Origin of the sequence: Arthrobacter sp. W4I7 (assembly GCF_030816215.1) — a bacterium.
In the GTDB taxonomy this organism is placed as follows: Bacteria; Actinomycetota; Actinomycetes; order Actinomycetales; family Micrococcaceae; genus Arthrobacter; species Arthrobacter siccitolerans_A.
This window is the reverse complement of sequence record NZ_JAUSXU010000001.1, coordinates 177,781-190,717: the sequence shown is the minus strand read 5'-3', so window position 1 is coordinate 190,717 and position 12,937 is coordinate 177,781. Positions and strand designations below refer to the sequence as shown.

Below are 12,937 nucleotides of genomic sequence, written 5' to 3'. Positions count from 1 at the left end.
CATGGCAACCAGGTCCCTATCCCCCGGCCGCGGGGTGAGCAGCCGCGGCGTAAACAGCCTCGACCGGGCGGAACGGCGGCTTGCGTTCCGGATGACTGCTCCGGCCCTGGTCCTCATGGCGTTGGTGGCGGCGGTGCCCATCGGCTATGCGCTCTGGCTGTCCCTGAACCAGTACAGCGTCCGCACTGCCGGTCTCTCCCGCTTCGTCGGCCTGGAAAACTACATCACGGCCCTCAGCGGACCGCACTGGTGGGCCGCCTTCGGCCAGACCTTCCTCTTCGCAGGACTTTCGGTCTCGCTCGAGCTGGTGCTCGGCACGGCCATGGCATTGCTGCTCAACCTCGCCTTCAAGGGCCGCGCACTCTTGCGGACCGTGGTCCTGCTGCCCTACGCGGTGGTGACCGTGGTCAGCGCCATCACCTGGGAAACAATGTTCCAGCCCAACCTGGGCCTGGTCACCAACGTGCTATCGACCCTGGGCCTGCCCGGCGGGGACGTGGTCTGGCTCGGCGAGCACGGTTACGCGATGGCCGTGATTGTGCTTGCCGACGTCTGGAAAACGACGCCGTTCGCTGCCCTGATCATCCTGGCCGGCCTGCAGGTCATCTCCGCAGAGACCTACGAGGCGGCCGAACTCGACGGCGCCAACAAGTGGCAGGCCTTCCTCAACATCACCCTGCCGCTGCTCCGTCCTGCGATCGTGCTCGCAGCGATCTTCCGCAGCATGGATGCCCTGCGCGTCTTCGACCTTCCGTTTGTGCTCACCCGAGGTGCCAACGGGACCGAGTCCATGTCCATGCTGGCGTACACCCAGCTGCGCGAAAACCGCCTGGTGGGCGAAGGATCGGCGCTGTCCATCCTGACCTTCCTCACCGTCATGGCCGTGTCGGTTGTCTACATCCGCTTCGCCGGCGGCAACATCCGCGAAGTCGCCAAGGAGGAACAATGAGCACACTGACTGCACAGCGCACGACGGCGGCACCCGCCGCCCCCGGCAGGGCACCGAAGCGGAGGCTCCGCGGCGAGGAGAAGCTCCACCCGCTCGTCTGGGTCTTCGTCATTGCCGTCATGTGCTTCTCGCTCATACCGTTCTACTGGCTGGTCAACACCTCCCTCAAGAAGGGCGTGAGCCTGTCCAAGGGCGAACTCTTTCCGAGCCAGCCCACCTTGGAGAACTACCTCCTGGTGTTCCAGAACCCCGAGTTCCTCCTGGCCCTGCGCAACTCAGTGATCATCGCCGTCGTCACCACAACGGTGGCACTGGTGTTCGCTTCCTTCGCCGCCTACGCCCTGGCCAGGCTCAAGATGCGCCGCAAAGCCTTGATCCTGACCCTGATCCTGTCGGTTACCACCTTCCCCGCCATCGCCATCGCCGCCCCGATGTTCTCGATCTGGCGTGAAATCGGCCTCTATGACACGCTTCTGGGCCTCATCATCCCCAAGCTGACTTTCGCGTTGCCCCTGGCGATTTACACACTGACGTCCTTCTTCCGGGAGATCCCGCGTGAACTCGAGGAATCGGCGTACATGGACGGGGCCACACCCTTCACCGCGTTTCGCAAAGTCATCCTGCCGCTGGCAGTTCCGGGCCTTGCCACAACGGCGATCCTCGTGTTCATCTCGGTGTGGAACGAATTCCTGCTTGCCGTCACCCTCACCACCTCGCCGGAGGCCCGTCCGGTCCCGGTTGCGATTGCGTTTTTCAGCGGAACCAGCGAATTTGACCAGCCACTGGGCACCATCAGTGCCGCGTCCGTGATCATCACGGTCCCGCTCGTCATCCTCGTACTCGTTTGCCAGAAGCGCATCGTTTCCGGCATGACCGCCGGCGCCGTCAAGGGCTAAAACCTCAACAATCAGTCCCAAGCACCACAAGAAAAGGAAAATATCCGTGAGCAACGACCAGTCCCCCAGCCAGCAGGCTTCTGCCCTGGAAGAACCACAAGCCGAAGAACTGAGGGTAGGCGTCGTCGGCATTGGCTGGGCGGGCCAGCAGCACCTGAAGGCCTACGACTCGCTGGAAGGCGTCCGCATCGTGTCGCTGGCGGGGATGGAGCAGGAGCTCCGCGACTCGCTGCAGGCAGAATACTCGATCCCGAACGCGTTCGCCGGCTGGGAAGAGATGCTGGAACACGGCGGCGTGGATGCGATCAGCGTGGCAGTGCCTACCTTCCTGCACGCGCCCATCGCCGTTGCCGCCTTGGAACGGGGAATCCACGTGCTGAGCGAGAAGCCCATCGCGCGCAACGCCGTCGAAGGCCAGGCCATGGTGGACGCCGCACGCACGGCCGGCCGCGTCCTGGACATCGCCTTCAACCACCGCCGCCGGGGCGACATCAAGGCGCTCAAGGAAGTGATCGACGGCGGCGGCGTGGGCCGCCCGTACTACGCCAAGGCGTCATGGCTGCGGCGCTCCGGCATCCCGATGCTGGGGAGCTGGTTCACCAATCCCGAGCTCGCAGGGGGCGGGCCCCTCGCGGACATTGGCGTTCACGCCCTCGACTTTGCCCTGCACCTCCTGGGCGAACCGAAGGTGGTTGCCGTATCCGCAACCACCCATTCAGAACTGGGCCCGCGCGGCCGGGGCGGAAACGACCGCTACACCGCGATGGCCACCAGCCACGCGTTCGAGGTGGAAGACTTCGCCTCCGCGTTCCTGCGGCTGGAGGGCGGCGCCACGCTGCTGATAGAGGCAGGCTGGGCCAGCTACCGGGAGACGGATGACCTGCTGGACTTCACGGTCTACGGGACCGACGGCGGAGCGGAGCTCAAGGTACAGGGGGCACCGTTCGCCCCGGTGGGAAAGCTCAAGGTGTTCACCGAAAAGGACGGCGAGAACGCCGACTACGTGCCTTCCGCGCTGCCGGGCCGCGCCCACGATGCCGTGATTGAAGACTTCGTGACGGCCGTTCGCGGCGGTACGGAAGTATGGGGTGAACATGATGGATCCTTGGCGCTCTACCGCGCCCAAATCATCGATGCGTGCTACCAGTCGGCACGCGAGCAGAGGGAGGTTCGTCTCTAATGAACGACAAGCTGAAAATCCGGGTCTGGAACGAGGGTGTCCACGAGGCACTCAACGAGCCGTCGCACATCGGGGAAATCTACCCGGACGGGATCCACGGTGCCATCGCAGCCGGGCTGCGCTCCTACTACCCTGACGCCGAGATCACGACGGCAGTCCTGGCCACCGACGATGAACACGGCCTCGACGAGGAGATCCTTGCCGAGACCGATGTCCTGCTTTGGTGGGGACACATGGCCCATCACGAGGTGAGCGACGCTGTCGTCGAACGCGTCCACCGGCACGTCCTCGGCGGCATGGGATTGATCGTGCTCCACTCGGGGCACTTCGCCAAGGTATTCACCAAGCTGCTGGGCACCAGCTGCTCGCTGGCCTGGCGGAACGACGGCGAGCGGGAGCTGGTGTGGACCGTGAAGCCCTCCCACCCCATCGCCGAAGGCGTGGACAGCCCGATCGTTATCCCCGAGCAGGAGATGTACGGCGAGCTGTTCGACATTCCGGACCCGGACGACCTGATTTTCATCAGCTCCTTCGCCGGCGGCGAGGTGTTCCGCTCCGGCGTCACCTTCACCCGCGGCAAAGGCCGCATCTTCTACTTCAGCCCGGGCGACCAGGAATACCCGGTCTACCACCACCCGCAGATCCAGCGGGTCCTGGCCAACGGCGTGAAGTGGGCGGCCCAGCCGGAGCTCCATCGTGCGGCCCCGGAAGTCAGCAACCCGGCCCGGGACTGGTTCGGCCAGGGGTAAGCAGATCAGGTGCATTGGCTGCGGCTGCGGCTCCCCCGGCGCAGCCGCGCCACCAGTGTGGCGGCGAGCAACGCCGTCGCCAGTTCCAGTCCGATGACCAGCAGCAGCTGGGCGGCGCCCGCGGCCTGGGGAGTGTACGACGCCGGCCCTCCGCCATGGGTGTGCCCGGCACCTCCGGTGCCGAGCAGCAATGCGACATGCAGCGCCACCATGGCCAACGCCACAAGAGTCACTTGATGCAGTGCGCTGATGCGGCTGTGGCGCCAGATATGAACCGTGCACGGCACGCAGACGGCGGCCAGGGCAACCATGAGGAGGCCCAACCAGGCACCGTGATGGCCCGCTGCTGCCACCCAGAGGTGTGTGAGGCAGGAAGCGGCGGTGACTACGGCGCAGGCCCGGGGATGCAGGACGGGACCGCCGGTTCGCACCGGTCCCGCCGTCGTCGGCCTCTCCATCTTGCCGCCGACGGGGCTAGTGGCAGGAGCCACCGGTGGTTCCCTCGCTGTGGCAGGAGGAGGCCTGCCGGTTTGGGTTGGCAGGCACGTCCAGCACCGGGCTGCGGTCGAAGAAGCCTTCAGGGCGGAGCTTGAAGCCCACAGTGTCCACGGGCATGATGGGCCAGTCCTCCACCCGCGGGAAGTGGGTGAGGCCGAAGGTGTGCCACACCACGACGTCCTGGCCGTCGAGCTCCCGGTCCTGCGCCACGTAGGCCGGCAGGCCTGCGCCGCCGGCGTGCTGGTTGACGAAGTCCCCCGTGGGATACCGCTCGTCCTCGGCATAGCGCGTGACCCAGAGGTCCTTGGTGGCAAAAGCCGCGCGCTTGGCGATCGAGGATCCCGGGTCAGCGAGCAGGGTGGGCTGGTTTTCAGAGTGGAGCTTGTAGCCCACCGGCTCGCCCAGCCTGTTGCGGGATTCGGGGTTGGAGATGATCCAGGTCCGGCCGCTGCGGGCATCGGCCTCACGGACACCGTCCGATTCGCTGGCCAGGAGAGTGCGCCTGCGGGAGAAGGCGTTGCCGCGTTCGTTGCCCGGGCCCATCGCCTGGCGGACCACGTCCTCCTCCTCCACCCGGTTCGTGAAACCGTCAACGGCCATGTCCAGCCGGGCGCTGAAGAGGTGCTGGTGGAAGGGTGCGCCCAGTCCCGGGGCGAGCTGGGAAATGTTGTCCGAGCCGCCCTCCGGGAACGCGGAGGTGAAGACCACGCCGGTGGCCTTGGCCTCGAACTCGATGGTGCCGTCCAGGTACAGGTACCAGTAGAAGCCGTAATCGTAGTTGCCGATGGTGGTGAAGAAGGAGATCACCAGGCGGCGGTTCCGGCGGGTGTAGTTGATCCCGGTCCAGAGGTCCGAGTGCTTGGAGAGGACGCCCCAGTCCTCCTCATGCATGCAGATGCCGTTGCGGATCTCGCGCGGATTGCCGAAGGCGTCCGAGATGACGGGGCTGAGGTAGGTGATGTCGCCCAGGCAGTCGCAGCCGAGCTCCAGGGAGTTGGCGTACTGGCCCACCAGGTATTCGCCGGTGTCGAAGTAGTTCTGCCACGACCGGATCGGTGACGGGTCGCCGTACGGGACCACCATCTCGGCGATGGAAGCACGGTTGATGATGGGCCGCAGCCGGCCGCCGTCACGGAAGCCCAGGTTGTGCAGGACCACTCCTTCGCGGACGTCGAAGCCCACGTCCACGCTCCACTTTTCCCACTCCACATGGTTTCCGCCGATGACGGTGAAGCTGGGGCCTTCTGGCTGCGTGATGCTGATGGGCTTCTGGGTGGTCCGCAGGGGGCCGGTCAACTCCGGGTCCGTGTAGTTGCCATGTTCAGCCGGGATGGGCATAACCCCGAGGTCGATGACCTGCATGACTTCCTTGTTCACCACGTCCACGTAGGCCAGCAGTCCGTCCACGGGATGTGCCCAGGCGCTGTCCGCCGGGAAGTCCTGGACGAAAGCCAGGCCCCGGAGGATCCGGCGCCCCTTCTCCTCCGCGTACTCGAATACGCCGGCGGACAGCGGCGCCACGCGAACGTTGGCGACGTCCAGGTCGCGGGCAGCGAGGGAGTCCAGCCAGCGCTGGTCAGTGGCCAGCAGCGACTCCACCAGTTCGAACTCCTCCTCAAGAACGGGAAGTTCACCGGTCACGGCGGTATCGAGCACGACGGCGGATTCCACCTTCTGGTGCGTCAGGGAGACGATGACATCGCTTGGCGCAGCCCCGGAGACGTCGTGGATAAAGATCCGGAAGCGCCGGTCCTCCGCTTGGTCGGCGCCGCCTTCGGCTCCGGGCCGGCCGCCCCGGACCGGATCCAGGAGTCCCAGGTACGCAATGCGGTGCTGCGCCCCAAGGAGGTCCTCCGACTGCAGGATGGACCGGACCTCCAGGATCTCCGGGGCCGTGGCGAGGCCGAATGCTGATGCGGTGTCAACGGGTGCAAGCGTCATGGTCAAGCCTTTGATCGGACCCCTGGTGGGTCGGTCGGTTTATTTTCTATAGTTGTGGAGAATAAGCTGTACGTAAGATGGGCCACAAGGGTTTGGGCGAAAATATTTCCGGGGAGCAGCTGCGGTGCCAAAGATTGTTGACCATGATGAGCGGCGCCTGGAACTGGTGGATGCGACATGGCGCATAATTGCGCGCCATGGCCTGGAGGGCGCCACGATGCGCGAGATCGCCATGGAGGCAGGCTTCGCCAACGGCGCCCTGAAGCCCTACTTCCCCACCAAGGACACCTTGCTCGAATTCGCCTTCAGCCATGTGTTCAACCGCACGAACCAGCGGATCGCAGAGGTTACGCAAGGCCAGTCCGGCCTTGCTGCCCTGCGGGCCTTCTGCCTTGAGGTGCTGCCCCTGGATGAGGAGCGCGTCAACGAGGCGCGGATCGTGATCCCCTTCTGGCAGAAGGCGGTCAACGACCCGCAAAAAGCATTGATCCACCAGCAGTCCATGGCCGAGTGGCTTACGGTCATCCGGCGCTGCCTCGCGGAGGCCCGGGACGCAGGCGATGTGAGTACCGCCGTCGACGATGACGCCCTGGCCGGCCAGCTCCTGAACATGCTGCTGGGCGCACAGATCGAGGCAGCCCTGGCACCGGCGGGCCGCGGAGACTTCGGTCACCACCACCAGCTTGAGGGCTACCTGGCCCTACTGAGCCAGCCGGCGGACCATTGAACGCTGAGAGCGCAGCCGCGACCATTCCTGCTGACATCGACACTCCCGAGATCCTCGTGGACGTTGACGTCCTGGACCGCAACATCACCCGGATGGCCCGGGCCGTGCAGGCGAAAGGACTCGTCCTGCGTCCGCACGCCAAGACCCACAAGATCCCGGAGATCGCCGCGCGGCAACTCGCGGCCGGGGCGGTTGGGCTGACCGTGGCCACTATCGGCGAGGCGGAAGTGTTCGCCGCGTCAGGAGTCCAGGATCTCTTCATTGCCTACCCCCTGTGGGTCTCTCCGCAAAAGGCAGTGCGGCTCCGGCAGCTTGCAGCAAGCGCGAAAATTTCAGTAGGCGTGGACTCGGCAGCCGGAGCTTCCGCGCTGGGTGCAGGTCTCGGCGATGCCGCCGGGGAGATCAGCGTGCTGGTGGAGATCGACAGCGGCCACCACCGCAGCGGCGTCCAGGCTGAAGCAGCAGCAGCCGTTGCCCAGGCAGCGTCCGGCGCCGGCCTCAAGGTGGCAGGGGTCTTCACCTTTCCCGGCCACAGCTATGCGCCAGGCATGCCCGTCGAAGCGGCGGCGCAGGAGCAGGACGCCCTGCACCGGGCAGCGGAAGCGCTGAGCGCGGCGGGCTTCGAGGCCGCTGTGCGAAGTGGAGGATCCACCCCGACGGCGCTCCTCACCGAAGGCTCTGCTGCCACCGAAGTGCGTCCCGGCGTCTACGTCTTCGGTGATGCCCAGCAGCTGGAGCTGGGCCGTTGCGCCCTTGAGGACATCGCGTTGACCGTTGCGGCCACCGTGGTGAGCCACCACACCACCGGTCCGGACAGCCCGCAGCGGTTCATCCTTGACGCCGGGAGCAAGATCCTGGGCAGCGACCGGCCGGTTTGGGCCAGCGGGTTCGGGCGCCTGATGGACCACCCCGGGGCAAGAATCACCGCACTGTCAGAGCACCACGCCACAGTGGAGTGGCACAACGACGGCGCGCCGCCGGCCATCGGTACGCGTCTCCGGGTCATCCCCAACCACGTCTGCCTCGCCATCAATCTCGTGGATGACGTGGCCGTTGTGAGCCAGGGCAGGCTGATTGATCGCTGGGCGGTGGCAGCCCGGGGGAAGAACAAATAGCGGCAATTCTTTTTTCGCCAACTGTTGAAAAAAGACGGCGGGTGGCACTAACCTGATGGGACTGTGTTGCAGGACACAGTTCGGGGGAATGTCAGATGGCCCGCCCGTCGTCAGGAACATCCATGCAAGCACCAGCCTCGCCCGCCAGCCAGAACCAGAACCTCACCACCAGGGTTGCCGCGTCTTTCGACCACTGGAAGCACCTCGTGGCCGAGTCCTTTGTGTGCCGCTCACGGCAAAAACGGCTGACGTGGACGGCTTCCGCGGGCAGCTGCGCGCGCGGGTACTGGACCGGATGTCCATCGTGGAAGTCACCGCCACATCCCATGAGGTCCACCGCACGCCAGCGCTCATTGCCCAGGCCGGCGAGCGCTATTTCAAGCTCAGCCTCCAGCTTGAGGGCACCGGACTCCTCATCCAGGACAACCGGGAGGCGCTGCTCCAGCCCGGTGATCTGGCCATCTATGACACCAACCGCCCGTACACCCTGGCGTTCGAGGAACAGGCCCGGATGATGGTGGTGATGTTTCCATGCGACGCCCTCACGCTGCCCACGGATTACGTTGGCCAGCTCTCCGCCGTCAGGATGCCCGGCAGCACGGGCCTGAGCGGGATCGTGGGACAGTTCATCCGCCAGCTCGCCGAAAATCTCGACATCCTGAGCGGTCCCAGCGGGTCGCGGCTGGCCACCAATGCCCTGGACCTGGTGTCCACCATGCTGCACGCAGAAATGGACATCGCCCCGGACCGGATGAAGCCGCAGGCCCTGCTGGCCGCGTCGGTCCGGGAATACATCGAGGCCAACTTGTCCGATCCGCTGCTGTGCCCGGCGAACATCGCGGCCGCCCATTTCATTTCCACCAGGCACCTGCACAACGTCTTCCACGAGTCCGGCACCACCGTGGCCTGCTGGATCCGGAGCCAGCGCCTTGACGGATCGCGCCGCGACCTGCGGGATCCCCTGCACGCCGGGAAGTCCGTCAGTGCGGTGGCTTCCCGCTGGGGGTTCCTTGATGCGGCCCACTTCAGCCGCACCTTCCGCGACGCTTTCGGCATGTCCCCCACCGACTGGCGCCGGGGCGCCTGAGCATCAGCGCCGGCGGGCATTAGTGCACGACGGCGGATGGCGCCCGCTTGGCATGCCCGGCTTAGATCAGCCCCTGCGCGAGCATCGCGTCGGCCACCTTCACGAATCCGCCGATGTTGGCACCGAGGACGTAGTCGCCGGGCGCACCGTATTCCTCCGCGGTGGCAGCGCACAGGTCATGGATTCCCACCATGATGTCCGTGAGCCGCTGCTCGGTGTGCTCGAAGGACCAGGAATCGCGGCTGGCGTTCTGCTGCATCTCCAGGGCGGAGGTGGCCACCCCTCCGGCGTTGGCTGCCTTGCCGGGTGCGAACAGGACAGCGGCCTGCTGGAAGACGGAGACGGCGTCGGGCGTGCTGGGCATGTTGGCCCCTTCACCCACGGCGAGCAGGCCGCCCCGCACCAAGGCGGCGGCAGCAGCGCCGTCGAGCTCGTTCTGCGTTGCACACGGCAGCGCCACGGTGGCGCCGGTGTCCCAGACGGACCCGCCGTCCACGTACGTGGCGTCGGGCTTGCGGACGCCGTATTCCTTGAGCCGGGCCCGTTCCACCTCCTTGATCTGGCGCAGCAGCGGAACGTCGATCCCTGACTCGTCGATGATGTAGCCGCTGGAGTCCGAGCAGGCAACCACCGTGGCGCCCAGCGCCTGCGCCTTGGCGATGGCATTGATGGCCACGTTCCCGGAGCCGGAGACCACCACGCGCTGCCCGTCGAAGGAGAGCCCGCGGGTCTTGAGCATCTCGTTGGCGAAGATGACTGTCCCGAAACCCGTTGCTTCCGGCCGCACCAGGGACCCGCCCCAGGAGATCCCCTTGCCGGTGAGGACGCCGGATTCGTAGCGGTTGGTGATGCGCTTGTACTGGCCGAAGAGGTAGCCGATTTCACGCCCGCCCACCCCGATGTCGCCGGCCGGGACGTCGGTGTACTCGCCGATGTGGCGGTAAAGCTCAGTCATGAAGGACTGGCAGAACCGCATGACCTCGGCGTCGCTGCGGCCGCGCGGGTCGAAGTCCGAGCCGCCCTTGCCGCCGCCGATGGGCATGCCGGTCAGTGCGTTTTTGAAAATCTGCTCAAACCCGAGGAATTTGACGATGCCAAGATTCACCGACGGATGGAACCTCAGCCCGCCCTTGTAAGGGCCCAGCGCGGAATTGAACTCCACCCGGAAGCCGCGGTTGATCTGCACCCGGCCATGGTCGTCAGTCCAGGGGACACGGAAGATGATCTGCCGCTCGGGTTCGCAGAGGCGTTCCAGGATGGCCGCTTCGAGGAACTCGGGGTGGCGGTCGTGGACCGGCCCGAGGCTTTCGAAGACCTCGGTGATGGCCTGGTGGAATTCCGCCTCGCCGGGGTTCCGCGCCAGGACTGTATTCCTGATGGTTTCCAGCCGTGCATCCATGAGTTCTTCCTAACGTGGCCTGCACGGGACGGCCACGAGGAGGCGGCGTTGTCCCGAAAAAAAGTTTACGTTTCAACTTATCGGATTACGACTGCGCACTGTTAGGCGGGCGGGCGCGCTTCAGCTAATCTCCGTATTGTGACAGCAGACTTCCGTCTTATGAAATTTGAGGGGAATAATTCTCCCGGCCCCGGGGCGTCCTGATGCCGTATATTTGCCTGCTCCTCTCCGGTGCCCCGCTGCTGGTCAACGGGCTGGCAACACTGGGACGCCTGCCCCGCCGCGACTCAGCCGTGCTGAGCCTCGTGGTGGGTATCGTCCAGGTGGTGCTCGGCGTCGTCGTCCTGTCCCCGGGCACTCCTGCAACCCCAGCACTGACTCCCGCCGGCATGTTCCTGTTCGGCCTAACGTACGTCTATGCGGGCCTGGACGTCCTGCTGGCGCTGGGCTCCAAGGGGTTGGGCTGGTTCTGCGGCATGGTGGCCTTCGTTGGACTGCTCCTGGCAGCGGCGTGGCTTCGTGACGATCCCCTGCTGTCCGTTATGTGGCTGGTCTGGTCCGTGCTGTGGGCGCTGCTTTTCGCCTCGCTGGCCCTGGGCCTGGCCCGGGTAGACACCTTCACGGGCTGGGCGCTGGTGCTCACCAGCCAGGTCACGGCTACAATCCCAGCTTTCCTGGGGCTGGCCGGGCTGTGGCCGCGCAGCCCATCGGTAGCCGCCGCTGCAGCGGTATTACTGGGCGGGCTGCTCGTCCTTGCCGGCGTTCTTGCCCGGCGGACCCTGGCCGCAAAGGGAATGGCCCGGGCCGATGCTGTCGCACCGGACCGGGCCCTTCAACCCCTCACCGCGTCAGCGAAGGAAGCTGTCCGTTAGGCGGCGGTCCCCAGGCTGCCGGCCTTCTGCCGCCGTTCAATCCGTGACTCCACCAGGACACCGGCGGCGAACATCACCGGGACAGCCACCAGCAGGGCCGCGGCCGTTTCTGCGCTGCCGCCGATCAGTGCGGTGAAGTTGCTGACCACCAGGGCCAGCACCCACGCCAGCAACAGGGTGGCCAGGGCAGGCGCCAGAAAGGTCTGCCAGAGCTGGCCTTCCACACGCTCCCGCCGGAAGAATCCCACCACGGCCACCGAACAAAGGATGTACAGCACCAGCAGTGCAGCAACAGCCAGTCCGCTGAACCAGGAGAACAGGGTCAGGACAGGATCCAGCGCGAGCAGCGCGAAGGGAACCACCAGTACCACGGCGGTGGCGGTCTGGATCCGGGCGGCTGCGGCGGGAGCGCCGTGGCGGTTGGTCCGGGCCAGGACGGCGGGCATGGAGCCCTGCAGTGCCAGCGAGTGAAGGTACCGGTTGATGCCGTTATGGAAGGCGATGATGCCGGCCAGCAGGGACGTTACCAGCAGGATGCCCGTGGCAGTGCCGGCCCACGGTCCGAACAGTTCCACCATGGGAGCCAGCACAAAGCTGGTGGAGTCGCCCGGTTCAAGGGCCGCACCGGCTGCGTCCATGACCTGGCTGGGGCCGTAGTAGCTCACCAGCATCCAGGAGATAAACGAGAAGAACACGGCGATCACGGCTACTGACAGGTAGGTGGCCCGCGCTACGGTGCGGTGGGCGTCCTTGGCTTCTGCCGAATAGATGGCGGTGGATTCGAAGCCGAACATCGAGGCCACAGCGAACATGATGGCCACGCCCGGGGCGCCGGCGGCGATGGCCTCCGGGGAGAAGGACGCCGCGATGCTGATCCCCTCGGGACCGCCGCCGCTAAAGAGCACCGTGAAGCCGAACATCAGCAGGATGGCCACTTCGAGCCCCACCAGCAGGGCGAGGACCTTGGCGCCGAGTTCGATGTTGAGCGAGCCCAGCACCTGCACTCCGGCCATCGTGGCCAGGGCCAGCGCCCACCAGGGGACGTTGACGCTAACGGAAGCCAGCAGCCCGGAAAACGCTGCCCCATAGAGCCCGTACATCGCTGCCTGCACCGTGCTGTACGCCAGGAGCGCCAACCAGGCCGCGCCGGCTCCGGCCTTCCGGCCGAAGGCCGCCGTGACATAGGCGTAAAACGCGCCGCTGCCCTGGATCCTGCGGCTCATCGCCACGAATCCCACGGCGAAGATGACAATAACGACGCCCACAATCAGGTAGGCGCCCGGGGCGCCGGCACCGTTGCCGAGGGCGGCCAAGGGGGAAGCAGCGGCGATTCCCGTCAGGGGCGCCTGGGCGGACAGAACGAAGAACAGGATTCCCATGACGCCGATGCTGCCGGCGCGGAGGGCAGTGGAGTGTTCCTTTGCGGGGCTTGCATCAGCAGTCCGGGATTCGGAATTGGAAATACTCATTGGATCCTTCTTAACGGTCATGAGCGCTGGGGGGGGAAGGGTGCGGTTCAAGGTC

General features: G+C 65.9%; 11 protein-coding genes and 1 pseudogene. 8 read left to right on the top strand and 4 right to left on the bottom strand.

Going from position 1 to position 12,937, the window contains the following annotated elements; translation table 11 throughout:
• Position 1: 1 nt before the first annotated feature.
• The 4 genes from QF047_RS00840 (at position 2) to QF047_RS00825 (ending at position 3,774) form a co-directional block, all read left to right on the top strand.
• A complete protein-coding gene (locus QF047_RS00840) occupies positions 2-949 on the top strand; it encodes a carbohydrate ABC transporter permease (RefSeq protein ID WP_307272875.1) in 948 nt (315 codons plus the stop codon).
• A complete protein-coding gene (locus tag QF047_RS00835) occupies positions 946-1,845 on the top strand; it encodes a carbohydrate ABC transporter permease (RefSeq protein ID WP_306639170.1) in 900 nt (299 codons plus the stop codon). Before QF047_RS00840 ends, QF047_RS00835 begins: the two co-directional genes overlap by 4 nt.
• 85 nt (positions 1,846-1,930) lie before the next feature.
• A complete protein-coding gene (locus QF047_RS00830) occupies positions 1,931-3,025 on the top strand; it encodes a Gfo/Idh/MocA family protein (protein WP_307281687.1) in 1,095 nt (364 codons plus the stop codon).
• Positions 3,025-3,774 (top strand): ThuA domain-containing protein, encoded by a 750-nt coding sequence (locus QF047_RS00825; protein WP_307272869.1) that lies wholly within the window; start codon positions 3,025-3,027, stop codon positions 3,772-3,774. The genes QF047_RS00830 and QF047_RS00825 overlap by 1 nt, the downstream gene beginning before the upstream one ends.
• A 5-nt stretch (positions 3,775-3,779) precedes the next feature.
• Here the strand turns inward: QF047_RS00825 and QF047_RS00820 are convergent, their stop codons facing one another.
• Together QF047_RS00820 and QF047_RS00815 are read right to left on the bottom strand one after the other, a co-directional pair.
• Positions 3,780-4,232: a hypothetical protein gene (locus QF047_RS00820; protein WP_307281684.1), complete on the bottom strand. Its 453-nt coding sequence runs from the start codon at positions 4,230-4,232 to the stop codon at positions 3,780-3,782.
• Positions 4,233-4,248: 16 nt separating this feature from the next.
• Complete coding sequence (locus tag QF047_RS00815; RefSeq protein WP_307272866.1) at positions 4,249-6,213, bottom strand: primary-amine oxidase; 1,965 nt, start codon at positions 6,211-6,213, stop codon at positions 4,249-4,251.
• A 124-nt stretch (positions 6,214-6,337) separates the two neighbouring features.
• Between QF047_RS00815 and QF047_RS00810 the strand changes: the two genes are divergently transcribed.
• The 3 genes and pseudogenes from QF047_RS00810 to QF047_RS00800 all read left to right on the top strand — a co-directional run bounded on the left by QF047_RS00810 (position 6,338) and on the right by QF047_RS00800 (position 9,142).
• Positions 6,338-6,940 (top strand): TetR/AcrR family transcriptional regulator, encoded by a 603-nt coding sequence (locus tag QF047_RS00810; RefSeq protein WP_307272863.1) that lies wholly within the window; start codon positions 6,338-6,340, stop codon positions 6,938-6,940.
• Entirely contained in the window at positions 6,937-8,055 is a 1,119-nt protein-coding gene (locus QF047_RS00805) for an alanine racemase (protein ID WP_307272861.1), read from the top strand. The genes QF047_RS00810 and QF047_RS00805 overlap by 4 nt, the downstream gene beginning before the upstream one ends.
• Positions 8,056-8,177: 122 nt before the next feature.
• Positions 8,178-9,142: pseudogene (locus tag QF047_RS00800) on the top strand (helix-turn-helix domain-containing protein).
• Between the two features lie 61 nt (positions 9,143-9,203).
• On the opposite strand, the gene gdhA reads toward QF047_RS00800, so the two are convergent.
• Positions 9,204-10,541 (bottom strand): NADP-specific glutamate dehydrogenase, encoded by a 1,338-nt coding sequence (gdhA, locus tag QF047_RS00795; protein WP_307272858.1) that lies wholly within the window; start codon positions 10,539-10,541, stop codon positions 9,204-9,206.
• Positions 10,542-10,744: 203 nt separating this feature from the next.
• Between gdhA and QF047_RS00790 the strand changes: the two genes are divergently transcribed.
• Entirely contained in the window at positions 10,745-11,413 is a 669-nt protein-coding gene (locus QF047_RS00790) for an AmiS/UreI family transporter (RefSeq protein ID WP_307272855.1), read from the top strand.
• On the opposite strand, the gene QF047_RS00785 is transcribed toward QF047_RS00790, so the two are convergent.
• Positions 11,410-12,882, bottom strand: coding sequence for an APC family permease (locus QF047_RS00785; protein WP_307272853.1), 1,473 nt, complete (start codon positions 12,880-12,882; stop codon positions 11,410-11,412). The genes QF047_RS00790 and QF047_RS00785 overlap by 4 nt on opposite strands.
• Positions 12,883-12,937 lie beyond the last annotated feature (55 nt).

Bases quoted from the DNA above. Each gene is read 5' to 3' on its own strand.
- QF047_RS00840 (WP_307272875.1), top strand. From the start codon at position 2: ATGGCAACCAGGTCCCTATCCCCCGGCCGCGGGGTGAGCAGCCGCGGC.
- QF047_RS00835 (WP_306639170.1), top strand. From the start codon at position 946: ATGAGCACACTGACTGCACAGCGCACGACGGCGGCACCCGCCGCCCCC.
- QF047_RS00825 (WP_307272869.1), top strand. From the start codon at position 3,025: ATGAACGACAAGCTGAAAATCCGGGTCTGGAACGAGGGTGTCCACGAG.
- QF047_RS00820 (WP_307281684.1), bottom strand. From the start codon at position 4,232: ATGGAGAGGCCGACGACGGCGGGACCGGTGCGAACCGGCGGTCCCGTC.
- QF047_RS00815 (WP_307272866.1), bottom strand. From the start codon at position 6,213: ATGACGCTTGCACCCGTTGACACCGCATCAGCATTCGGCCTCGCCACG.
- gdhA (WP_307272858.1), bottom strand. From the start codon at position 10,541: ATGGATGCACGGCTGGAAACCATCAGGAATACAGTCCTGGCGCGGAAC.
- QF047_RS00790 (WP_307272855.1), top strand. From the start codon at position 10,745: ATGCCGTATATTTGCCTGCTCCTCTCCGGTGCCCCGCTGCTGGTCAAC.
- QF047_RS00785 (WP_307272853.1), bottom strand. From the start codon at position 12,882: ATGAGTATTTCCAATTCCGAATCCCGGACTGCTGATGCAAGCCCCGCA.